Here is a 22,250-nt window from a genome sequence, read left to right on the forward strand (position 1 = left end):
AGGGGCCCCTGCGTCATGTGGCCGGCCTATGTGGTAGGCGCAGATAGTTCAGGAGGCCAAGAGCCAGCGCCAATCCAAGGCCAATAAAGAGCCCGCCGAAAGCGCCCGCAGCCATTAGGATCATGGTGCGGGGCGGCCAGCTTCGCGAGGTTGGCGGCACCGCCCGTGAGATCACGCGGATGTTGCTGGTGTCGATCTGCTGCCGCTCGGTGATTTCCTGGCTGCGCGAAAGGAAGGTTTCGTAGAGAGCAGCCTTGGCCCGCGCATCCCGCTCCAGTTCGCGAAGGGTCACCAGGGCGCTGTTGTCCTGGAAGACGACGTTTTCCTCGGCCTGGGCCTTTTGGCGCAACTCGTTCAGCACCATGGTTGCCTGATCGGCTTCCAATTTTGCGGCGTTGACGATGCGTTGTGCCTCGGAGGCGATCGCTCGTTCCACCGCTGCAATCTCGGTCCTGATCGCCTGCAGGCGCGGATGCCGGTCAAGATAGGTGAGCGACAGCGCCTGCAACTGCTGCTGAAGCTGGTTGTATTGGGCGCGCAGCGTGGTCAGAGTGTCCGATTGAAAGCCGGGCAACGTTGCCGAACTGCGTTCATTCAGCGCCCTCTGCAGTTCGCGATAGCGGCTATCCAGCTGGATCTGGCGCTGTTGAGCCGCGAGTACCTGAGTGTCCAATTCTCCGGAACGGCGGGCGCTCGCGAGATTGTCGCCGCTCGACTGCAGCCCGTGCTCCCGCTTGAATTCTTCAACCCGCGCTTCGGCCTGCGTGACGCTGGTCCGCAGTTCGTCGAGTCGCTGCGTGATGCTCGATACGACGCGTCCGGCACTCCGTGACGCGGATTCGAACAGCTCGGTCTCGAAAGCATCCACGATCGCATTGGAGATTTCGACCGACTTGTATGGATCGTCGGTCCACACGCTTAGAACGACGACATAGGATCGCTCCTCACGGCGCGCCTCCACGCGCTCGGAAAGCGCTCGCAACACGCCAAGCTTCCGATCCCCTTCGTCGGGCCGACCGGAAAAAAGCTCCTTGATGGGGTCAAGCAGGCCGGGCTTCACGAATTCAGGGTCTTCCGTCAGGCGCAGTTGATCGATGACGCGCTCGAGCACATTGCGTGAGGTGAGGACCCTCAGCTTGCTTTCCGCCTCGAGCAGCTGCGTATCGCGCTGGGGCGTGTTGGCGAACACGTCGTCATCGACCACCTGCAGGTTCGACGGGTCCACCATGATGTCTGTGTAGACGGTGTATCGAGGGCTGGCGGTGATGGCGTAGATGAAAGCGGCAGCCACGCCTGCGAGCACCATCAAGGCGATGAGATACTTCCCTCTGTTGAGCCAGGAGACCACATCGTCAGGCGTGAGCTGGTGCAGTCTTGCCATATAGTCGGAAACACGCGGCGCTTCGGCCGCTCGCTGAGGGGGCAGATCAGAGGGCCGTTGCGGTGGCGCGGGATCCTCAACCGGCTCGGTGACCGGTGCACTGCTGGGAAGCATGTTCAGGAGCGAGCCGCGCGTAGGCGTCTTTGCGGCCTCAGCTTCGCCTGGCCTCCTCGGTCCGCGAGGCGGTTTTGCTACTTCGTACATGCCTTACCTGCCCAGGGGCCCCTTACTCGGCCGGAAGCTGCAACTTCGGGTGAACTTCCGTAAAATTTATCACGGTATCGTTTATCACGTCTTAAACCATGTTTCGGAAGAGCGCATTCGCCTTCCTGGGCGACGTGATCAGAAGCCGGCCACCAGATTGCTCCACCGCTCCGAAGCGAGACCGCCGACATAGATATCGTCGTTAAGTGCGGCCGTCACGATTTCGGAATAACGCGTGGCGAAGCAGAAATACCCGGAATGTTTGAAGGTCAACTGCCTTTGACGCATGAGGGCCTTCATGAGGAAGGGCTGTGCGGTGCCTCTTGCCTCGCAATAGCCTTCGCTGTCGAAAAAGGCGAGCATTTGCTCGATGACTTGCCGCTCCCGTCCCTCCAGGCAGATCACATTGAGAACGCGTGCAATGCGCTTCGGTTGGCCAAAATAAAGCACCAGGCCAACGGTTTCGCCGTTACGGTCGAGGATCTTTCGGCAGTTCAGCGACCCGCAAGCGGTATTCTTTCCCGCAAGCGAGATTAGCCAGGAGAATTCCTCGGCGGACCAGACCGGGCGAACCGAAAAGCGCTTCAGGAGGATTTCCGCCTGCTGCCTGAACTCTTCGAAGCTTGCCGGCTCCACGCGATAGCCGCTCTCCGCCGTGGGCGTAAAGGAGGCGACGAGCCGCCGTGCCAGACCGTCCAAAGGGCCTGCGAACAGCTTGAAGGGGGTGGGCCGCAAAGCCGGCATGACGGCGCAGAGGCGTTCGGCTGCGCTGGCGAAAGGTCGCAAGACCCGACGCCACTCCAGGCTTTGGATCGGCAGGATGTGGCCGCCTCCGGCCTCCCAATGGTCGGCGCTCACGGGTGAAGCATTGTCGGAAAAAATGAAATCCTGGCGCTTGGCGCGCAGGGTCCGCGCAAGATGTGCAGCGCCGATCGCGCCGGGCTTTCCATCTGCCATGAAGGCGCAGAGCAGCCTTCCCGTCAGCTTGCGTTCGCCGACCCAGAACTGCATGGGTACGGAAAGGACCGCGCTGTCGATGCGGCCAGCCGAATTCTCATGGAGGATGCTGCCATATTCGGGCGCGTAGAGCGGGCTCGAGAAGAAGGCGGTGTCCAGATAACTGTGAAATTCCGGGCTGCCTTCCCGATCGTCGTTCCGGAAGATGCAGTTGAAGAGCTTGCTGATGGCGGCGATATCGGCGCGCTCCATCGGACGTACGCGTCCGCGCCGGTTGGTTGCATCTGCGTTTGCCTCCCCTCGATCCGAGGGAATGCTCGCATTTGGCACCGCGCCGTTTCCATGCAGCTCCAGTGCGTTCACGGCTGAGCCCCCTTCAGCAGCTGCGCTCCGGTGGAACCGCCCCTGCTTTTTCGTATGGCCCGCGCCAGGACGGCCCAGGAGGCGATGACCATGCCGAACTCGATGACATAGAACGAGATGATCGTGCCGGCCGGAGGATCGTACCAGGTGGCCCATGCTGTAATCGCGCATCCTAAGAGGCTGCCGAGCGACATCACCGTTCCGCGATAGGCATGGTTCCCGGCAGCGCCAAGGGCCTCCACCGCGACCGACCAGATCGCCAGCAAGATCACCACCCAGCTGAGTTTGCGCACGAATGAGACCAGGGAGACATAGTCGTGCCCGAAGAGGTAGGGCAGAACGGGTGCGATGATGAATACGGCGACAGCCGCCGCGACCGAGATCAATATCGCGGCGGCGAGCACCTTCTTCACGCGTTCGGCGATGTGGTGCAGTCCTTCCGCGCTGGCCCTCGCCGAACCGGGATAGATCAGGCGGTTGAGGGCTTCGACCGAAAGATAGCTGCTTTCGATCATGCGGCGGGCTACACTGTAGCTCGATACGATTTCCGGCGTCGAAACGAGGCTCAGAACCATGAGGTCGACGTTCTGCCGTGCCGCGCGCAATATGAAGGGCACGCAGAAATAGATGCCGTTCATGATCTCTTCCCGCACGATGCGGAACTCTGGAGAACCGAGCCGCAATAGCATGCGGAAACAGACGAGAGCGACAAGAACGTGGCAGGCGAACTGCCATATGGTCCATTCGGCCGTGGTCGACACGCCGAAGGCAAAGCAGGCCAGCACCGCGGCGATCGTCCGTGCGACGGCAAATCCAACCACGACCTTGTTGGCGGTCCCGAATTCACTGCGCCCGATGAATGTCTGCTCGGTCAGCACGATCAGGCGTACGAGAACGATGTTGGTGACCAGCATGGCGCCGATCAGGAGCGCGTTCAGGGCCGGATTTGCGGAAAGCTCGAACAGGAACGGGAGCGTGATCGCGCCAGCCGCGACGAGGATCGCCCCGGTGATCCCCGTCAGGATCAGGTTATGGCCGAGCAGGACCGGATAGGTGGACCCGTCGCGCGCCACGCGGCGAACGAGGCTTTCCATGGCTCCGAGGCCGCACAGGTGTAGCGCGACGCTGGAGATTGCGGTGATGCCTACGAAAAGGCTGAATTCGTGCACGCCAAGGGATCTGGCCAAGACGGCGAAGGTGATGAGCTGCGCGGCCGAGCTGATGATGAGGCTTCCGCCCGATGCCGCGTAGGCAACGAGCTTGTCAAAGGCGGATCTGAAATCGCCCGTGATCTGCCTGAAACCGAACATTAAACCCCGCACACAGGTGCCAGCCCGTCCTGGTCGCATTCGCAAGAGGGCAGGCTGCGGCCCTCATATACCTTATTTCTCGGCTTTGGTACCCAGCCGGATAACAGCAGGGTTAACGTGATTGGCGGCCCATCGCGAGGCTTCAAGCTCCATTTACCTCTGTGGGCTATATCCGCCAGCACGATACGGGGAGGCGCATTTACATGGCGAAACCAGCGAACACCGAAGCGGCTCGCGGATCTGCACGATCTGCACGCTTCATGGGACTGGATCTTGAAATTTCGCCCGATGTGCTGGTGCCGCGAGAGGAAACCGAGCTTTTGGGCCGGAACGCCGTCGAGCTGCTGCAGGAGATCGAGGGCAATCCCGTGGTCATCGATATGTGTTGCGGGTCGGGCAATCTGGCGCTCGCGATCGCGAGTGCTGTGCCCGATGCGCAGGTCTGGGCTTCGGACCTCACCGAAAGCACGGTGAGGCTTGCGCGGCGAAACGCCGAGCGCCTCGGTCTTCTCGAACGCGTGAAGGTGGTCCAGGGCGATCTGTTTTCCGGGCTGGCGGGCGAGGAACTGGAGGGCCGGGTGGATGTCATCGTCAGCAACCCGCCATACATTTCCACGTCGCGCCTGGAGACAGATCGCGCTCATCTTCTGGAGAACGAGCCGAGGGAAGCTTTCGACGGTGGCCCATATGGCCTCTCGATCCACCAGCGGCTGGTTCGCGAGGCGGCCGCTTTCCTCAAGCGCGGCGGTTGGCTCGCTTTCGAATTCGGTGAAGGGCAGGAGCGCCAGGTCGCAATCCTTCTGAAACGCGCCGGAATTTACGAAGAGCCCCGCTTCGCCAGCGACGAGGCAGGCAAGCCCCGCGTCGCGATCGCACGCAGGAAGCAGGAGCCATGACCGCAATCCGCCCGCTGGAGGACACCGATATTTCGGCGGTGGCGGGTCTGTTCCAGCGCATTTTCCGCGATCCCCGGCAGAAGCCCCCCGCTTCGCTCGCGGCCTATCTGAGGCGGCTCTATCTTGATTTTCCTGGGCGGGACCCGGAAATCAATCCGCTCGTTCACATAAGGAGTGATGGCAGCATCTCTGGCTTCGTGGGTGTGACGCCTCTGCCGATGGTGCTCGAAGGCAAGCCGTTGCGCGCGGCCATCTGCGGCTCGCTGATGGTAGAAGACCGGGACACCGATCCCATGGCAGGCGCGCGGCTCCTCAAGGCGTTCCTCGCCGGGCCGCAGGACCTTTCCTTCAGCGAGACCGCAAGCGAAGTCTCGGCCAATATGTGGACGAGGCTCCGCGGCATCCAGCTTCCGGCATACAGCCTGGACTGGATACGCGTCATCCAGCCGCTTTCCTTTGCGACCCAGCTCCTGTCCGGCAAGGTTGGTGCCGCGCGCTTGTTTTCGGCGCTGGCGCTTGCGGCGGATCGCCGGCTGAACAGTCGGATGGCGCCGGACGCGCTACGCTGGTCGGGTGTGCCCAGGGGCTGGAGGCGGGCTAGTGCGCTGAGCGTAACGGAAATCGAGCCGGACGAGTTCGCAGGTTTGGTTCCCGCCCTGACCACCCAATTCGACCTGCGACCGAATTGGGCCTCTCACCAGCTGGAAGAGATCCTGCGCGACGCGGAGCGCAAGGAGGAGTTCGGCCCCGCCCGCTTTTGCAGGGTGGATGCCAAGACAGGCAAGACGCTGGGGGCGTTTCTCTATCACGCTGCTCCCGGCGGGATCGGGCGCGTGTTGCAGGTGCTCCACTTGCCCGGCCATGCGGGCGCCGTGGTGGACGCGATGTTCGCACATTCGGCAGACAAGGGCTTGGCAGGACTGAGGGGACGTACCCAGCCGGCCCTCCTCGAAGCCATGCTGGGCCGGCGCGTCGCCTTCACGCATCTTGCCTCGACAGTGGTCCACGCACGGGATCCCGAGGTGCTCGCTGCGTTGCAGGAGGGAAGGGCCTTCCTGAACGGCATCGCGGGCGAACACTGGAGCCGCCTCATCGGCAGCCGCTTCGATTAACTTGGTCGGAGCTGAGCGCTCGGCGGGCCATCTTCAAAGGTTTTGTTGTGTTGAGCGGAAGCCTGTCGATGGCAGGCGGCCCCATGCCTCTGCAGTGGAGAAAACGTCGACCGGTAGGTCCGGAGCTCTTCGAACCTGGCTGATAGGCGGGCTAGACTGCCCGCTTGATCGCCTCCCTCAGCCGATGCGAAGGGAGTCGTCGTCCAACTCCGCGCCGCCGCGCACGCGGCGGAACATTTCAACGAGACCGTCGACCGTCATGTTCTTGCGGCGTTCGCCGGCGATATCGAGGACAACCCGGCCTTCATGCAGCATGATGGTGCGTGTCCCGAGATCGAGCGCCTGGCGCATGGAGTGGGTGACCATCAGCGTTGTCAGGCGATGGGATGTGACGAGACGCTGCGTCAGTTCGGCAACGAACTCGGCCATTCCCGGATCGAGAGCGGCCGTATGCTCATCGAGCAGCAGGACCTCGGCCTTTGCCAAAGTGGCCATCACGAGCGAAAGCGCCTGCCGTTGGCCGCCTGACAACAGCCCCATGCGGTCGGCCATCCGGTTCTCAAGGTTCAGGCCAAGCTCGGCCACCTTCTCGCGCAGTTCACCGCGCCGGTCCACCGTGAGCGCGGAACCCAGGCCGCGCCTCGCTCCGCGCATCCATGCAAGCGCGAGATTCTCCTCGATGGAAAGATCGGCACAAGAGCCGGCAAGGGGATCCTGGAACACGCGGGCAACGCGGCGCGCCCGCTTGGCAGGCTGCTCCCGGGTAACGTCGCGGCCACCGATCTCGATGTTGCCGCTGCGGGGGGCGACATCGCCCGCGATCGCCGCCAAAAGCGTCGATTTCCCTGCCCCGTTCGAGCCGATCACGGTCACGAACTCGGCCTCGTTGAGGGTGAGATCGATACCGGCGATCGCGCGCCTTTCAAGCGGAGTACCGGGGTTGAAGGTGACGTGCAGGTCCTTGACGGAGATCATCGCGCGACCCTCTTTCCAGCGCGCAGCTTGGGCAGGATGAGAGCGAGCGCCACCAGCACCGCCGTCACCAGATTAAGATCGGACGGATTGAGGTAGAGGAGATCCGCCGAGAGCGCGAGCTGCACCGCCACACGGTAAATGACCGAACCGATGACGCAGGCGAAAAGGGCGATCAGCATGGAGCGGCTGCGGAACAGGGTCTCGCCCACGATTACGGAAGCGAGGCCGACGACGATGGTGCCAACGCCGGAGGTCACGTCGGCAAAGCCCGAGATCTGGGCGAAGAGGGCGCCGCCGAGCCCCGTGAGCGCGTTGGAAAGCGCCATGCCCACGTAAATCTGACCACCGACATCGACGCCATTGGCGCGGGCCATGCGCGGGTTGGCGCCTGCCGCCCGCATCGCCAGCCCGAAATCGCTGCTGAGGAAACGCGCCAGCAAAAGGACCGCGATCAGGATGAGCACCGCGAGTATAGCCGGGCGGACAAGGTGATCCGGCAGGCCGAGATCATAGAAGGGCGTGATCACCGTATCCTGATTGAGAACCGCCATGTTCGGCCGCCCCATGACACGCAGATTGACCGAAAAGAGCGCAATCATGGTGAGGATCGAGGCAAGCAGGTTGAGGATGCCGAAACGGACGTTGAGGAAGGCCGTCACCAACCCGCAGGCGGCGCCGCTAAGGGCGGCGATCAGGCACGCCAGCCACGGATTCCAGCCGGCGGTGATAGCAACTGCCGCCGTTGCGGCACCGAGCGGGAACGATCCGTCGACGGTGAGGTCGGGAAAATCGAGAACACGGAAGGCTAGGAATACGCCGAGGGCGACGAAGCCATAGACCAGACCAAGCTCAACGGCTCCCCAGAAGGCGATGGCAGACATCAAGACGAGCAACCCTGATAAACAATCAGCACTTGTGGTTCCGGGTGGCGCGAAGCACCGGCAAGTGCAAGCAAAAAATGCGAAGCGCGAAAAAATACATGCAAAAACGGCCCCGCCTTGGAAGACGGGGCCGTTCGATCGGTTATTCGATGACCTTGGAGGCGCGGTCGATCACCGCCTGCGGCAGCTCCACGCCCATGCCTTCAGCCGCCTTGCGGTTGACGACGAGATTGGTGCCTGAAGCGAAGGTAACCGGGATCTTGGCCGGCTCCTCGCCTTTCAGGATGCGGACCACAACCTCCGCGGTTTCCTTGCCGACCTCGTAATAGTTGAAGCCGACGGAAGCGAGCGCGCCGCGCTCGACCGAATCCGTGTCGCCCGAGATCAGCGGGATGTCGTTTTCCTCGGCCACGCGGATCAGTGATTCAAGGGCCGAGACAATGGTGTTGTCAGTCGGCACATAGAGGGCCTGCACCTTGCCGACCGCGCTACGGGCTGCCGCCTGCACGTCCGCCGATTTGTTAGCGGGCGCCTCGACGACGGAGACCCCTTGTGCCTCGGCAGCTTCCTTGAAGAGATTGAGAAGCACCACGGAATTGGCTTCCCCGGGATTATAGACGAAGCCGATGCTCTTGACGTCCGGCACCAGTTCCTTGATCAGCGCGACATGATCGGCGATCGGAGAAAGGTCGGAAACGCCCGTGACATTGGCGCCCGGCTCATCATTCGATTTCACGAGGCCGGCTGCAACCGGATCGGTCACCGCCGAAAAAACGATCGGGATTTCGCGCGTGGCTGCCGCCACCGCCTGCGCCGACGGGGTGGAAATGGGAACGATCACATTCGGATTGTTGCCCACGAATTCACGGGCGATCTGCGCTGCCGTCGCGGTGTTGCCCTGAGCCGATTCATAGGTGAATTCGAGGTTTTCACCTTCCTTGTAGCCAGCCTCCCCCAGCCCGTCACGCACACCGTCGCGAACCGCGTCCAGCGCGGGATGCTCGACGATCGCCGTGACCGACACTTTCACGGTCTGAGCGTAGGCTGCAGTGGAAAGCGCGAGGCTTGCCGCTGCAAGCAGAAGGATTTTTCTCATAAGTCGCTCCCTAGATTGTTGTTGCCTGATCGTTGTTCCCGCCGGACAACCCTCCCGGCAGTCTCTATTGCCCGGAACTCCGCGGCCATAACGGATTCCTTTAAGGGATGAAACGATGGTTCGTCCAGATGGAGAAGGGCGCATCGGCACAAACTTCAGGCTGTACCTCCGGATGGAGGAGCCGCGAGCCTGCCGCCGGTCAGGGGCCTTGGTGCGCCGGTGGTCTGCGGAAAGCTGATGGGCAGCCCGCGCAAGCTCCGCATGGCGAGATAGGCGAAGCATTCGGCCTCGATCGCATCCCCACGCATGCCGGACTGGTCGACCTGCAGCACCTCCACGCCGGCGCGGTGGCGCAGCTCCGCCATGAGCGAGGGATTCCTGCGGCCGCCGCCGCAGACCAGGAGCCGGGTCGGACGCTTTGGCAAGCCGTCGAGTGCTCGCCCGACTGCCGCCGCCGCGAAGGCCGTCAGCGTTGCCGCTCCGTCTTCGATAGAAAGCCCTTCGGCCATATCGGCGGTGAACGAATTCCGGTCGAGCGATTTCGGATAGGGAGCGCCGAAATAGGGATGATCGAGGAGGCGGGAGAGCCGCGCCTCATCTACCGTTCCGGAGCGGGCGATCAGCCCGTCAATGTCGAAATCTCCCCGACCGTGGCGCTTGATCCAGTCGTTGACCGGTGCGTTGGCAGGGCCGGTATCGAAGGCGGCCATCTCATCGCCGTCGCACCAGGTTATGTTGCCGACGCCCCCGAGATTGAGCATGGCCGTTTCAGGGCCGCCACCGATCCTTTCGAGGAGCGCGCGATGATAGACCGGCACAAGGGGCGCGCCTTGCCCACCCGCTTCCACATCCGCAGAGCGGAAATCATAAATCACGTTGATGCCGGTGATCCCTGCCATGAGCGGACCATCGCCCAACTGGCGCGTGTGGCCTCGCCTGCCTCCGTCCGGCGGGATATGCAGCACGGTCTGTCCGTGAAAACCAATTCCCGCGATCTCCTCCGCCGAAAGGCCGTTCTCCCTCAGGAAGTCATTCACCGCGAAAGCCTGCGCGCGCGTCAGCGCGGCTTCGGCTTCACGGAAAATGGCTGGCTCCTCCCCCTGGAAACGCCACCTGCCGGCCTCCTCCAGCGTGCGGACAAGAAGGGGCGGCAGCTCCGGCGGGTATGGCGCAAGCTTGTACGGGCCAAACTCGTGCACCTTCTCCCCGTCGGTGCGGATCATGGCGATGTCAATATTTCCGTCGAGTACAGTGCCGGTCATCAGACCGACCGCCCACACAGGCTCCATATCGCCCTCTTTCGTTAGCGGAGAGGGCGCAGCATGCACATGGGCGTGGCGGACCTCAAGCCGCTTCACAGCCCTGTCACCAGCAAGGTGCATTGATCTTCGGGTGGGATAACGCGCACTTGATCAGCGGGGGCGCAAAAGCGCCTTTCTGCTGTTGAGGCTCGATGTTTTCGCTGCGTTATTTGACCGGAACATTTCGATGGTGCATTGGTATTATATTGGTTCTTATCCAGGTGAAAACCACTTGAGCATGCGCACGGAAAGCACGAGCGATCGGTACCGCGATCTGGGGCTTGCGCCCGATGACGAGATGCTGCGCGTCCTTTTGGAGGGACAGAAATCGGCATTCTCCGCCGTTTCATCCGCATTTCCGGCTTTGGAGGAAGCATTGGCGGGGATGGTCGGTCGTCTGCGCGGCCCCAACGGACGGCTTTTCTATGTGGGCGCCGGGACGTCGGGCAGGCTGGCGGTCCTCGACGGGCTAGAGCTCGGGCCCACCTTCAGTTGGCCGGAAGAGCGGCTGGTACTGGTTCTTGCCGGGGGCATGGGCTTTGCGAGTGGAGCGGAGGCTGCCGAGGACGACATTCACTCTGCAGCCAGCGCCATCGAGAAGGCCGATTGCGGGCCCGACGATGTGGTCCTTGCGCTTGCGGCGAGCGGGACGACGCCCTTCACGCTGGCTGCCGTGGAGGCTGCGCGCAAGCGCGGCGCCCTTACGATTGGCTTTGCCAACAATCCGGGTGCGCCGCTGCTTGGAAGAGCGGAAATCGGCGTCCTGCTCGACACAGGGCCGGAGGTGGTTGCCGGTTCGACCCGCCTTGCAGCCGGAACGAGCCAAAAAATCGCGCTGAACCTGCTCTCCACCGCTCTCATGATGCGGCTTGGCAAGGTTTTTCTTGGCCAAATGATCGATATGAGGGCTTCGAACGACAAGCTGCGGCGGCGCGCGGTGACGATCCTTACGGAGGTTTCCGGGGTCAGCAGGGAAGTCGCCGTGGCGGTTCTCGAAAAGACCGGCTATCGCCTCAAGCCAGCCGTGCTGGTCCTCAGGGGGATGGAACTATACGCGGCGGAAGCGGCGCTGGAGCAACATGGCGGCGATCTTCACGCAGTGCTCGGAATGAAGAATGACAAGACGTAAATGGAGACGAAGCAGTGAGTGAACGATCGCTGATGTTCCTGGAAACGGGCGAGGCGGCGGGGGCCGTGGACAGGCTTCTTCAGCGTGAGGAAAAGACCTTCGCCGAGATCGGGCGGCTTATCGGCGAGCGGCAGCCGCCTGTCGTCACCGTTGCGGCACGCGGCTCATCCGATCACGCCGTCAGTTTCTTCAAATATCTCTTCGAGATCTCCTGCGGCATCCCGGTGGCCTCCATCGGACCGTCCGTCGCTTCCGTCTACCGTGCTTCCCTCCGCATACCCGGCGGGCTGCACATCACGGTTTCCCAGTCGGGCGCGAGCCCGGACATCATTGCCGTGCAGGAAGAGGCCAAACGCGGTGGCGCTTTGACGGTGGCAATCGTCAATGTCGCAGAAAGCCCGCTTGCACGCGCCGCCGATATCGTGCTGCCGATCCATGCCGGCGAAGAGAAGAGCGTGGCCGCGACGAAAAGCTTCATCGCTTCGGCAGCAGCGCTGGCTGCGGTGACGCAGGCGGCCTCGGGGAGCAAGGCGCTCGCTTCGGGGCTTTCGCGGCTGCCGGAGGCGCTCGAGACCGCGGGTGGAGCGGATTACGAACCTGCCCTTCCGCTTCTCGTCAAGGCGCAGTCGCTCTTCACCGGCGGCCGCGGTCCGGGCTTTGCCATCGCGCTTGAGGCGGCGCTGAAAGCCAAGGAAACGGCCAAATTGCACGCCGAAGCGTTTTCCCTGGCTGAGCTTATGCACGGGCCGATGCAGCTTGTGGAGGAGGATTTCCCGATCCTCGCCTTTGCGCCCGAGGACGAGGCCTTGTCCTCGAGCATCGCCGTCATGGACAAGCTGCGGGGCATGGGTGCGCGGATCGTTGCTTTCTCTTCGCGGCCCCTCGGCCAGGATACGATCGCGGTGCCTTCCACCGGATATGGCCAGCTCGATCCGCTGGCGGCGCTTGCTTCCTACTACCGTCTCGTCGAGCGGCTTGCACGGGAGCGCGGGTTCAACCCGGATACGCCCGACAAGCTCAAGAAGGTGACGGAGACGATATGATGGAAGGCACCATCCTCACCGGAGCCCGCATCTTCGATGGAGAGCGGTTTTTTGATGGCCATGCACTGATAGCCGAGAACGGGCGTGTGAAGGCCATCGTGCCGGAGGCGGAGGTTTTCGGCGCAAGCGATGTTACGAAGCTCGACGGGGGGATTCTCGCGCCCGGCTTTATAGATGTTCAGGTAAATGGCGGCGGCGGGCGTCTTCTCAACCACGATCCCTCGCCGGAAACCTTCTTCGTCATCGCGCGGGCACACCGGAAGTACGGAACGACTGCACTGCTTCCGACGCTCATCACCGATACGAGTGAGGTTACACGATTGGCCGTCGAAGCGGCAATCGAGGCTGCCAAGGCGGATGAAGGCGTTCTCGGCATCCATCTTGAGGGTCCGCATCTTGCCCCCGCGCGGCGAGGTGCCCATCTGGCCGAACTCATGCGTCCGATGGATGAGGAGGATCTCGACCTGCTCTGCCGCGCTGCGGGCGAGATGCCCGTGCTGCACGTGACCGTGGCTGCCGAACAGGTCACGCCGATGCAGGTGGAGCGGCTCACAAAGGCGGGTGTGATCGTCAGCCTCGGGCATACGGATTGCACGAGCGATGAAGCAACGCGCCTGTTCAATGCCGGCGCGCGGGGAATCACCCATCTCTATAATGCCATGAGCGCGCTGTCTCACCGCGCCCCGGGGCTGGTGGGAGCGGCGCTCGACGCAGGCGATGTCTGGGGTGGGATCATTGCTGATGGACATCATGCCGACCCGACCGCACTGCGCGTTGCGCTGCGCGCCAAACGAGGGCCGGGCAGACTCTTCCACGTCACCGACGCCATGTCGCTGGTGGGGAGCGAGGACGACAGCTTTGAACTGAACGGACGTGTGGTGCACCGCGAACCCGGCGAGGTCTGCTCCAAGCTCGTGCTGGAGAACGGAACGCTGGCAGGTTCGGACCTCGACATGGCGTCCGGGGTCCGTTTTGGCGTGCAGAAGCTGGAACTCTCGGTCGAGGAGTCCCTCAGGATGGCCTCGGCCTATCCAGCGGCATATCTGGGGGGCGAGAAAGAGCGCGGTTTCCTGAAGCTCGGCTGCCTGGCCGATTGCGTGCATCTAAGTGACGATTTGCGCGCTCTTCGCGTCTGGATGGCTGGCCGGGTGAGATAATTCAACGCTGTTGGTCTAGCAATTTGGCCTTGGCTCGATCTTCAAGCTCGGGTTAGGTTCCGGCTACCAGTCAGCAGAGTGCCCACTCATGGATTTCGTCCCCGATCTCATCACCATCCTGCAATTTGCGGTGGCGGTTTTCGTACTCGCCATCACGCCCGGGCCGGATATGACGCTGTTCGTCAGCCGCGCTCTTTCGCAGGGCAGGGGCGCCGGTTTCGCCTGCATGTTGGGAGCGATGACGGGGATCGTAATCCATGCCACCCTGGTTGCGGTCGGCCTCTCCGCCTTGCTCGTGGCTTCACCGAAGATATTCTGGCTTCTGAAGATATTCGGAGCTGTCTATCTCGTCTGGCTTGCCTATCAAGCGATCCGCTATGGCTCGGCCTTCAATCCCGAGCTGAAGGCCAGCAAACAAGCGTCATTGTTCAGGAATTGGTTGACCGGTCTCGGTATCGATTTGCTCAACCCGAAGATCGTCATCTTCTTCATGACATTCCTGCCGCAATTCGTCTCGGCGAGCGACCCTCATGCGCCGGGCAAATTGTTTTTTCTCGGCGTTCTCTTCATCCCTCTGTCGCTACCGGTCACGGTGCCGATCGTGATCGCAGCGGACAAATTCGCGGGGATCCTGCAGAAAAATCCCCGCGTCACGCGGGTGGTGGATTACCTGTTCGCGGGCGTTTTTTCGGCCTTTGCGCTGAAGATCCTTACCGCGCAGGCGCGGTAGAGGGGTGGTGAGGCCTCAAGCCTCACCATGCCCCGCAATCATCATCGCTTCAAGCTTCAGCCGCTCGGTCTTCTTCATGCGTTCCGACTGCGACTTCAACTGCCCGCAGGCGGCGAGAATATCACGGCCGCGCGGCGTGCGGATAGGCGAGGCATAGCCGGCGCGGTTGACGAATTCGGCGAACTTCTCGATCTGCTCCCAGTCGGAGCACTCATAGCTGCTGCCGGGCCAGGGATTGAAGGGGATGAGATTGATCTTGGCCGGTATGCCCTTCAGAAGCCGCACCAGCTCGCGCGCGTCGTCGAGAGAGTCGTTGACGTCTTTGAGCATGACATATTCGAAGGTGATGCGGCGGGCGTTCGACAGCCCGGGATAGGCCCGGCAGGCGTCGAGCAGCTCCTTCAACGGGTATTTCTTGTTGATTGGAACAAGCTCGTTGCGGAGCTCGTCGCGCACCGCATGCAGCGAGATCGCCAGCATTACGCCGATCTCGGCGCCCGTTCGATAGATTTCGGGAACGACGCCGGATGTCGAAAGCGTGATGCGGCGCTTCGACAGCGATAATCCTTCGCCATCCGAGGCGACGAGGAGCGCCTGCTTCACGTTCTCGAAATTGTAGAGCGGCTCGCCCATTCCCATCATGACGATATTGGTGACCTTGCGGCCTTCCGCCGGAACGATGGCACCATCGGGCGTATCGGCATCGGGGAAGTCGCCCAGACGGTCGCGGGCGATAAGAAGCTGGTCGAGAATCTCGCCAGCCGTCAGGTTGCGCACCATCTTCTGCGTGCCGGTGTGGCAGAAGGAGCAGGTGAGCGTGCAGCCGACCTGCGAGGAAATGCAGAGCGTTCCGCGATCCTCCTCGGGGATGTAGACGGTTTCGACTTCCACCGGGCGCCCGGCGCCTCTTGGTGGAAAGCGCAGGAGCCATTTGCGCGTGCCATCCTGCGAGATCTGCTCTTCCACGATCTCCGGCCGGGCGATAGTGAAATGCTCGTCGAGCGCAGCTCGCAGATCCTTGGAGATGTTGAACATCTTCGAGAAATCGGAGACGCCGCGCACGTATAACCAGTGCCAAAGCTGGCGCACGCGCATGTTGACTTGCCGCTCCGGCACGCCGATCGAGATAAGCGCGTCTGCCAGCTCCTCACGCAAAAGGCCGATCAGCGGCTTCTTTTCCGGCTGAAGATCAGGGCGCAGAAGCGCGCGGCTTTCGGGGGTCGAGGTGTCGATTGTCAGGGTCATCGTGCATCAAATGCGTTTCGGGCGGCGCCTCGGCCGCCCGTTCATCTTTAGGCGCTCATAACATGGCCGCGCCGCGCCGTCACCCCGGCACAGCCACTTGCTCTAGATACGCATCGAAAAGCGCGTTTCAATGCGGCTCAGAGATAAAGAAGCGAGCGCCCGCTCTCGTTGAAGAGATGCATTTTGGCCGGTTGGGCCATCAGCGACACCGGTTCGCCTCGACTGAACCTCTGGACGCCCGGCAGCTTGACGACGATCGGTTCCGGCCCGTTCTCCACATCGACATAGACATTTGTGACTTCGCCGAGAGATTCCACGATGTTCACGCGGCCGTCGATGAGGCCGTCGCCATTGGAGGCGATCGTCAGATCCTCCGGCCGGACACCGACATGGATCTCCTGCCCGGCCATGCCTGCGGGGGAGGGGATGGGAAGATCGGCTCTGTGCCTGCCGAGCGCGATGGTGGTGTGTTCACCCGCTTTCTCGATCTTCGCGCGCTGAACGTTCATGGCTGGAGAACCGATGAATTGCGCGACAAAGAGATTGGCCGGCCTTTCGTAAAGCTCGATAGGAGCACCGACCTGCTCGATATTGCCGGCCGAAAGCACGACGATGCGATCGGCAAGCGTCATGGCCTCCACCTGGTCGTGCGTGACATAGACCATGGTGGTGTCGGGCATCGACTCCTTGAGCTTGGCGATCTCGATGCGAGTTGCCACGCGGAGCGCGGCATCGAGATTGGACAGCGGTTCGTCAAAAAGGAAGACTTTCGGGTCACGAACAATTGCCCGGCCGATGGCGACGCGCTGTCTTTGACCGCCGGAAAGCGCCTTGGGCAGACGTTCGAGATAGGGTGTCAGACGCAGGATCTCTGCCGCTTCCCGTACGCGCTTCTCGATTTCCGCCTTCGGTCTTTTGGCGATCTTGAGCCCGAAGGCCATGTTGTCGAACACGGTCATATGCGGATAGAGCGCATAGGACTGGAAGACCATTGCGATGCCGCGCTGCGACGGAGGAATGTCGTTCACCCGCTCGTCGCCGATATACATGTCGCCGCTGGTGATCGTCTCCAGACCCGCAATCATGCGCAGGAGCGTGGACTTACCGCAGCCCGAGGGGCCGACGAACACGACGAATTCGCCGGTCTTGATCTCCAGGTCGATGCCATGGATGACCTCGGTCGCTCCGTAACTTTTCTTGATGTTCTTCATCAAAACGCCGGCCACTGACTTTTCTCCCGCTTGTGTCACCGCATTTGGAACAGATCCTGAAGCGCTGCCCGGTCAGCCTCCCTTGACCGAACCCGCAAGCAGGCCGCGGACGAGATAACGCTGCAAAGCAAAGAACACAATGATCGGCACGACAATCGCCACAAAAGCGGAAGCGGAGAGGATTTCCCAATTGCCTCCGCGCGAGCCCAACAGTTCGCGAAGCCTGCCGGTCATTACGAGCTGCTGCTCGTTGTTTCCAAGGAAGACGGTTGCAACCAGCAGATCGTTCCAGACCCAAAGGAACTGGAAGATGGCGAACGACGCCAAGGCGGGGAAGGAGAGAGGGAGGATGATCTTGCGGAAGATCTCGAAATCCGATGCGCCGTCGACGCGGGCGCTTTCCAGGATCTCGCGCGGCAGGCCGGCGATATAATTGCGCAACAGGTAGATGGCGAGCGGCAGGCCGAAACCCGTATGTGCCAGCCAAATGCCGATGAAGGATTTGCCCACGCCGATATCGTTGTAGAGGCGCAGAAGCGGGATGAGCGCCATCTGCAGCGGCACCACGATCAGGCCCACGATTGTCGCCAAGAGCAGGGCTCGGCCGGGAAACTCCATCCAGGCGAGCGCATAGGCCGCATAGGCCGCAATCAGGATCGGTATGACGGTGGCTGGTATCGTCACCGTCAGCGTGTTGATGAAGCTCTGACCTATGCCCTCCGAGAAGAGGACGGTCTCGTAATTGTCGGTGGTGAATTTCGGCGGTTCTTGGGAGGTGACGAAAAGGCGCTGGCCCCGCGCACCTTCGGGACGTTCCGGATAACTGATGGCGTAGTCGCCGTTCTCGCCGATGGTGATCAGTTCGCCGTCGCGAGTTTCAGCAGTGTCGCCGGCACTGAATTCGGTTGGCCGCTGAATGGATACGCCGAAGGCGCTGACGCTCCCAGATATCTCGCCGAAAACGTTTCCGCGCAAAACCCAGCGGCCGTTTTCCTCTATGGCGTCATCCGGGGCGGCGGCACGGACCACGAGATTGCGTTCAGCCGGCGCCAAGGCGGTCCACCAGCCGCTGGTGACGATCTGATCCTTGTCGCGGAAAGAGGAGATGAGGATGCCGAGCGTGGGAATGGTCCAAATCGCCACCAATACGAATACCGCGATATGGACTGCCCAGGTTAGCGCCGGGCGCGCGCCTACGACGGTGCTCATCTTATGCCCTTTCGCGCTTCGCGGATGTTCCAGACCATGATCGGGGCCACCATCACCATGATGACCAGAGCGATCGTCGAGGCCCGCCCGAAATCCAGCCCACGGAACATCCAGTCGAACATGTAGTTGGCGAGCACTTGCGTGCCCCACTGGCCATTGGTCATGGCGAGCACGATATCGAAGACCTTCAGGACCAGGATCGTGATCGTGGTCCACACCACCGCAATCGTGCTCCAGATCTGAGGCACTTTTATCTTGTAGAAGATTTGGAAGGGGGAGGCCCCGTCGATGACGGCCGCCTCGATCGTTTCTTCCGGTATGCCGCGCAACGCCGCCGAAAGTATGACCATCGCGAAGCCGGTCTGGATCCAGATCAGCACCACCATGAGGAAGAAATTGTTCCAGAAGGGGACGGTGATCCACGCCTGTGGATTTCCGCCCAGTCCGGTGACGATGGCGTTCAGCAGACCGATTTGCGCCTCGCCCGCCGGCCGGTAATCATAAATGAATTTCCAGATCACACTGGCGCCGACGAAGGAGATCGCCATGGGCATGAAGATGAGGCTCTTGGCGATATTGCCCCAGGATATTCGGTCGGTCAGTGCGGCCGCGATGAGGCCGATGAATGTGGCTGCGGCCGGCACGACGATGAGCCAGAGGATGTTGTTGCGCACGCTTTCCCGGAAAGCGGGATCCTGCGCCAGCCATTCATAGTTGCGCGTACCCACCCAGGCTTCGCCATTCGGGCCATGGAAGCTCAAGATTACCGAGTTGACCACGGGATAAACGAGATAGATCCCGACGACGATCAGCGCGGGCCCGAGAAAAAGCCAGGGCCGGATAGCGTTCGCCTTTGTGATGTTGGACACGATCTGCGCACCCGAGGCCGGGTAGATGGTGTCGAGCAGCTTGTTCGAACTCCAGAAATAACCGAAGCACGCGGCCACCCCGAGCACCATGACCAGGAGCGCATTCAAAAGCTTGGTATAGGGAAGGACAAAGTCGAAAGCGGCATAAACGGCGACCGCAACGGCGATACTCGCAATAAGCCCAGCCGCCATTACCGCCAGGGCTGTGACAAAGGTCGTGAGGGCGGATGCAAATCCGCTCTCAGAGGCGGCGGGGGCCGCCGTTGTCTGCGATAGAGCCACCTTCCTCCCCTTCTTCCGGAGGAGCCGCCAGCATGTGCGTGCTGAGAGCGACCCCTCCTTTGCAAGTTTAACGCCGGGGCCGTCCTGAAGACAATCTGGCCGGCCGGACGAGCGCTACTTCTTGATTGCGTCCCACTCCCTCTGAATCCCATCGGCCACGTCCTTGGCCGATTTGCCGCCGACATAATCGACCATTCCGGTCCAGAACGCGCCGGCGCCAATGCGGCCCGGCATCAAGTCGGAGCCGTCGAAACGGAAGGTCGTCGCGCTCGTCAGGATCTCGCCCTGCTTCTTCAACGGATCATTGGCGTAGGCTTCGAGATTGGCGCCCTTGAAAGGGGTTAGGAAGCTCGACTGCGCCATCCATATCTCATGCGCGATCGGCGTCTTCAGGAACTCGATGAAGGCGCGCGCGGCTTCCGAATCCTTGGTGACGGCGAACAACGTGCCGCCGCCGAGGACCGGCGTTCCAAGATCCTTCTCCGCATAAGCGGGGAAGTAGAAGAAGTCGGCATCCACGCCGAGCTCCGTGCCTTCGGGGAAGAAGCTTGGGATGAAAGATGCCTGCCTGTGCAGATAGCAACGGGGAGGGGAGGAGAAGAGGCCCGTGGGGCTTTCGCGGAAATCGGTGGAGGTCACGGCTTCCGCCCCGCCCGCGACGAAGTCGCTGTTGCGCGCGAACCATCCGAACTCGTCTATGGCGGCAACGACGCGCTCGTCATTGAAGGGGATCTCGTTCGTGACCCACTGGTCGTAAACCTCCGGCGGCTGAGTTCGAAGCATCATATCTTCGACCCAGTCGGTCGCGGGCCAGCCCGTTGCGCCGCCATCGCCCAGACCTATACACCAGGGCGTGGCGCCATCCGCCACGATCTGCTCCGTGAGGGCCTTCAGATCCTCCATCGTCTCGGGGATTTCATATCCCGCATCCTCGAAATTGTCGGGAACGTACCAGACAAGGGACTTCAGATCTGCCTTGTAAGGAAAGCCGTAGAAGGCTTCCGTGCCATCCTTGCCCACATAGGTTCCAAAGCTCGCCCAGGAATCTCCCGCCGCGTAATTTTCCTTGACCCAGGTTTCCGTCTCCTCTCCGAGCGAAGTGAGATAACCCTGGGCGGCCAGGTTGGCGGCCAGCCCCGGCTGGGGAAAGATCGCGATATTGGGCGCGCTGCCCGATTGGGCATCGATGACGATTTGTTGTTCGAAGGAATCGGAGCCGGTGTAGTCGACGTCCGCCCCCGTGGCTTCCACAAAATAGGCGACAACGGACTCGAAAAGATCCTCATCGGAGGACAGCCACGGCCCGAATATGGTAAGGCGCTGACCCTGAAGATCGTATTTCGCCTTGAAATCCTCGAGACTTTGCCAGTTGAAGCGGCTGTCCTCGCCGGGCGCGAATTTCAAGTCCTGCGCCAGAGCGGTGCTGCACGAGAGCGCCAGCGTGGCCGCGCCGGCAATCGTCCACTTGTTCATCATGTCCTCCACATGGCCTTTCGGCGAGGCCTAAATCTGCCGTCAAAGCGCGGTGCATGAGGCCTCTTCCCATAAACCTCAAAGCGCTTTGAAGTTCTTCTAACATCCAGCCTTCGCCATGAGGAGTCAAGCCGAGCGGCAGCGACGGGTGTGGCCCTGTCTACCGGACAGACAGGGAAAGGCGTTCCGGCTTGATTTGCGCTAGCATTGCGCGAATAATCTCCAAAGCGCTTTGAAAAGGTGAGCGGCGTTGTCCCGCGAGACGGTCAATCTTCGAAAGCTGGCGGAGGCCTTGGGCCTTTCCCAGACCACGGTATCGCGGGCCCTGAACGGGTTTCCGGAAGTGAGCGAGGTGACGCGTGCGCGTGTCATCGAGGCCGCGCGCCGGCTGAACTATCGCCCCAGCGCCAGTGCCGCCAGCCTGGCGACAGGCAAAGCGCGCGCCATCGGTCATGTGGTGACGTTCGGCGACCATATGATGGTCAACCCGCATTTCACGGATTTCCTGGCCGGGGCAGGGGAAGTTTACGCCCGCTTCGGTTACGAGATGCTGCTTCGCCTTGCGCCTGCCGGCGGTGAGGAGGATGTCTATCGGGACATGATCAGCCGTGGGCGCGTCGATGGAGTCGTCGTCCATGGCCCTTTGACGGACGACCCCCGCATCCCCTTTCTCAGATCGCTCGGCATCCCCTTCGTGGTGCATGGCCGTTGCGGAGAAGATCCCGCCGGCTATAGCTGGATCGACGTCAACAACCGGCGCGCATTCATGCGCGCCTGCGACTTTCTCATGGATCTGGGCCATCGGCGCATTGCGCTCATTAACGGCATCGAACGCATGAATTTTGCCGATCGTCGCCGGCAGGGCTATGAAGCAGCGCTCATGGCGCGCGGCATTCGGCCAGATCCTGCAATCATGTTCAGCGAGGATATGGTCGAACCGTATGGGTATCGCGCCGCCATGGAGGTGCTTACCGGCCGAGATCCTCCTTCGGCTTTGTTGGTCTCCAGCGTCCTCCCCGCAATCGGTGTTATGCGTGCCGTCGCGGAACTGGGTTTGCGTGCGCCGGCCGATGTTTCGATCCTGGTCTTCGACGATTGCCTGTCCTTTCTGCAGCCGGGAAGCGCTGCGACGCCTCGCGGCATCCCCTTTTTTACGGCAATGCGGTCTTCCATCCGGCTTGCTGGACGACGGATTGCAGAACTGCTGATCGAGCAGATCGGGACGCCCGGGGGCGAGCCCAAGCACGAGCTGTGGGAGGCGGAACTGGTCGTAGGCCATACGACCGGCCCCTTACCAGTGACCGAGGCGGTCGGCTCGGTTTCAGGCCAATCTCTTAAGAGCCGCCGTTAGCCGCCGCAACACGGCGAGGTGGTCAGCTAAATCTAGATTTTCAGCCTTTTTGTCGCGGGCGCAATAAAGTCAAAT

19 protein-coding genes are annotated in these 22,250 nt (G+C 61.8%); 7 read left to right on the forward strand and 12 right to left on the reverse strand.

Translation table 11 applies throughout. From position 1 onward, the window contains the following. Window positions 1–13: 13 nt before the first annotated feature. From CHEJ32_RS0106035 to CHEJ32_RS0106045, 3 genes are all read right to left on the reverse strand, one after another. Window positions 14–1,585 (reverse strand): GumC family protein, encoded by a 1,572-nt coding sequence (locus tag CHEJ32_RS0106035; RefSeq protein ID WP_028033049.1) that lies wholly within the window; start codon window positions 1,583–1,585, stop codon window positions 14–16. Window positions 1,586–1,723: 138 nt separating this feature from the next. After that, window positions 1,724–2,905, reverse strand: a complete 1,182-nt coding sequence (locus CHEJ32_RS0106040) for a GNAT family N-acetyltransferase (RefSeq protein ID WP_245260999.1) — start codon at window positions 2,903–2,905, stop codon at window positions 1,724–1,726. Beyond that, entirely contained in the window at window positions 2,902–4,215 is a 1,314-nt protein-coding gene (locus tag CHEJ32_RS0106045) for a lipopolysaccharide biosynthesis protein (protein ID WP_034657961.1), read from the reverse strand. Before CHEJ32_RS0106045 ends, CHEJ32_RS0106040 begins: the two co-directional genes overlap by 4 nt. Window positions 4,216–4,418: 203 nt before the next feature. Here CHEJ32_RS0106045 and CHEJ32_RS24055 point away from each other — a divergent pair, with 203 nt between their 5' ends. Continuing rightward, entirely contained in the window at window positions 4,419–5,111 is a 693-nt protein-coding gene (locus CHEJ32_RS24055) for a HemK/PrmC family methyltransferase (RefSeq protein ID WP_034657964.1), read from the forward strand. After that, entirely contained in the window at window positions 5,108–6,223 is a 1,116-nt protein-coding gene (locus tag CHEJ32_RS0106055) for a hypothetical protein (protein WP_028033052.1), read from the forward strand. The genes CHEJ32_RS24055 and CHEJ32_RS0106055 overlap by 4 nt, the downstream gene beginning before the upstream one ends. A gap of 177 nt (window positions 6,224–6,400) precedes the next feature. Here the strand turns inward: CHEJ32_RS0106055 and CHEJ32_RS0106060 are convergent, their stop codons facing one another. From CHEJ32_RS0106060 to CHEJ32_RS0106075, 4 genes are all read right to left on the reverse strand, one after another. Then, entirely contained in the window at window positions 6,401–7,198 is a 798-nt protein-coding gene (locus tag CHEJ32_RS0106060; RefSeq protein ID WP_028033053.1) for an ABC transporter ATP-binding protein, read from the reverse strand. Then, window positions 7,195–8,079 (reverse strand): ABC transporter permease, encoded by an 885-nt coding sequence (locus CHEJ32_RS0106065; protein ID WP_028033054.1) that lies wholly within the window; start codon window positions 8,077–8,079, stop codon window positions 7,195–7,197. The genes CHEJ32_RS0106060 and CHEJ32_RS0106065 overlap by 4 nt, the downstream gene beginning before the upstream one ends. A 142-nt stretch (window positions 8,080–8,221) precedes the next feature. Next, on the reverse strand, window positions 8,222–9,175 hold the full coding sequence (locus CHEJ32_RS0106070; RefSeq protein ID WP_028033055.1) for an ABC transporter substrate-binding protein: 954 nt from the start codon (window positions 9,173–9,175) through the stop codon (window positions 8,222–8,224). 155 nt (window positions 9,176–9,330) lie between these two features. Further along, complete coding sequence (locus CHEJ32_RS0106075; RefSeq protein WP_028033056.1) at window positions 9,331–10,464, reverse strand: anhydro-N-acetylmuramic acid kinase; 1,134 nt, start codon at window positions 10,462–10,464, stop codon at window positions 9,331–9,333. A 250-nt stretch (window positions 10,465–10,714) separates the two neighbouring features. On the opposite strand from CHEJ32_RS0106075, the gene CHEJ32_RS0106080 reads away from it, so the two are divergent. The 4 genes from CHEJ32_RS0106080 to CHEJ32_RS0106095 all read left to right on the forward strand — a co-directional run bounded on the left by CHEJ32_RS0106080 (window position 10,715) and on the right by CHEJ32_RS0106095 (window position 14,535). Next, window positions 10,715–11,605 (forward strand): N-acetylmuramic acid 6-phosphate etherase, encoded by an 891-nt coding sequence (locus CHEJ32_RS0106080; RefSeq protein ID WP_034658027.1) that lies wholly within the window; start codon window positions 10,715–10,717, stop codon window positions 11,603–11,605. 14 nt (window positions 11,606–11,619) lie between these two features. Beyond that, window positions 11,620–12,648, forward strand: a complete 1,029-nt coding sequence (locus CHEJ32_RS0106085) for an SIS domain-containing protein (RefSeq protein ID WP_028033058.1) — start codon at window positions 11,620–11,622, stop codon at window positions 12,646–12,648. Then, a complete protein-coding gene (nagA, locus tag CHEJ32_RS0106090) occupies window positions 12,645–13,805 on the forward strand; it encodes an N-acetylglucosamine-6-phosphate deacetylase (RefSeq protein WP_028033059.1) in 1,161 nt (386 codons plus the stop codon). Before CHEJ32_RS0106085 ends, nagA begins: the two co-directional genes overlap by 4 nt. Window positions 13,806–13,893: 88 nt before the next feature. After that, a complete protein-coding gene (locus CHEJ32_RS0106095; RefSeq protein WP_028033060.1) occupies window positions 13,894–14,535 on the forward strand; it encodes a LysE family translocator in 642 nt (213 codons plus the stop codon). A gap of 15 nt (window positions 14,536–14,550) precedes the next feature. Here the strand turns inward: CHEJ32_RS0106095 and rlmN are convergent, their stop codons facing one another. From rlmN to CHEJ32_RS0106120, 5 genes are all read right to left on the reverse strand, one after another. Further along, complete coding sequence (gene rlmN, locus CHEJ32_RS0106100) at window positions 14,551–15,780, reverse strand: 23S rRNA (adenine(2503)-C(2))-methyltransferase RlmN (protein WP_034657966.1); 1,230 nt, start codon at window positions 15,778–15,780, stop codon at window positions 14,551–14,553. 137 nt (window positions 15,781–15,917) lie between these two features. After that, window positions 15,918–17,006 carry an ABC transporter ATP-binding protein gene (locus CHEJ32_RS0106105; RefSeq protein ID WP_028033062.1) on the reverse strand — a complete coding sequence of 363 codons (1,089 nt, stop codon included), beginning with the start codon at window positions 17,004–17,006 and terminating at the stop codon, window positions 15,918–15,920. A gap of 57 nt (window positions 17,007–17,063) precedes the next feature. Next, window positions 17,064–18,200: a carbohydrate ABC transporter permease gene (locus CHEJ32_RS0106110; RefSeq protein ID WP_028033063.1), complete on the reverse strand. Its 1,137-nt coding sequence runs from the start codon at window positions 18,198–18,200 to the stop codon at window positions 17,064–17,066. Next, a complete protein-coding gene (locus CHEJ32_RS0106115; protein WP_034658029.1) occupies window positions 18,197–19,159 on the reverse strand; it encodes a carbohydrate ABC transporter permease in 963 nt (320 codons plus the stop codon). The genes CHEJ32_RS0106110 and CHEJ32_RS0106115 overlap by 4 nt, the downstream gene beginning before the upstream one ends. A gap of 306 nt (window positions 19,160–19,465) precedes the next feature. Next, on the reverse strand, window positions 19,466–20,824 hold the full coding sequence (locus CHEJ32_RS0106120; protein WP_028033065.1) for an ABC transporter substrate-binding protein: 1,359 nt from the start codon (window positions 20,822–20,824) through the stop codon (window positions 19,466–19,468). 250 nt (window positions 20,825–21,074) lie between these two features. Between CHEJ32_RS0106120 and CHEJ32_RS24060 the strand changes: the two genes are divergently transcribed. Continuing rightward, window positions 21,075–22,175, forward strand: a complete 1,101-nt coding sequence (locus CHEJ32_RS24060; protein WP_051469510.1) for a LacI family DNA-binding transcriptional regulator — start codon at window positions 21,075–21,077, stop codon at window positions 22,173–22,175. Window positions 22,176–22,250: the final 75 nt, after the last annotated feature.

The organism is Chelativorans sp. J32 (genome assembly GCF_000518985.1).
Taxonomy (GTDB): Bacteria; Pseudomonadota; Alphaproteobacteria; order Rhizobiales; family Rhizobiaceae; genus Chelativorans.

Bases quoted from the DNA above. Each gene is read 5' to 3' on its own strand.
- CHEJ32_RS0106070 (WP_028033055.1), bottom strand. From the start codon at position 9,175: ATGAGAAAAATCCTTCTGCTTGCAGCGGCAAGCCTCGCGCTTTCCACT.
- CHEJ32_RS0106035 (WP_028033049.1), bottom strand. From the start codon at position 1,585: ATGTACGAAGTAGCAAAACCGCCTCGCGGACCGAGGAGGCCAGGCGAA.
- CHEJ32_RS0106095 (WP_028033060.1), top strand. From the start codon at position 13,894: ATGGATTTCGTCCCCGATCTCATCACCATCCTGCAATTTGCGGTGGCG.
- CHEJ32_RS0106045 (WP_034657961.1), bottom strand. From the start codon at position 4,215: ATGTTCGGTTTCAGGCAGATCACGGGCGATTTCAGATCCGCCTTTGAC.
- rlmN (WP_034657966.1), bottom strand. From the start codon at position 15,780: ATGACCCTGACAATCGACACCTCGACCCCCGAAAGCCGCGCGCTTCTG.
- CHEJ32_RS24055 (WP_034657964.1), top strand. From the start codon at position 4,419: ATGGCGAAACCAGCGAACACCGAAGCGGCTCGCGGATCTGCACGATCT.
- nagA (WP_028033059.1), top strand. From the start codon at position 12,645: ATGATGGAAGGCACCATCCTCACCGGAGCCCGCATCTTCGATGGAGAG.
- CHEJ32_RS0106120 (WP_028033065.1), bottom strand. From the start codon at position 20,824: ATGAACAAGTGGACGATTGCCGGCGCGGCCACGCTGGCGCTCTCGTGC.
- CHEJ32_RS0106080 (WP_034658027.1), top strand. From the start codon at position 10,715: ATGCGCACGGAAAGCACGAGCGATCGGTACCGCGATCTGGGGCTTGCG.
- CHEJ32_RS0106065 (WP_028033054.1), bottom strand. From the start codon at position 8,079: ATGTCTGCCATCGCCTTCTGGGGAGCCGTTGAGCTTGGTCTGGTCTAT.
- CHEJ32_RS0106115 (WP_034658029.1), bottom strand. From the start codon at position 19,159: ATGGTGCTCGGGGTGGCCGCGTGCTTCGGTTATTTCTGGAGTTCGAAC.
- CHEJ32_RS0106075 (WP_028033056.1), bottom strand. From the start codon at position 10,464: ATGGAGCCTGTGTGGGCGGTCGGTCTGATGACCGGCACTGTACTCGAC.
- CHEJ32_RS0106060 (WP_028033053.1), bottom strand. From the start codon at position 7,198: ATGATCTCCGTCAAGGACCTGCACGTCACCTTCAACCCCGGTACTCCG.
- CHEJ32_RS0106055 (WP_028033052.1), top strand. From the start codon at position 5,108: ATGACCGCAATCCGCCCGCTGGAGGACACCGATATTTCGGCGGTGGCG.
- CHEJ32_RS0106110 (WP_028033063.1), bottom strand. From the start codon at position 18,200: ATGAGCACCGTCGTAGGCGCGCGCCCGGCGCTAACCTGGGCAGTCCAT.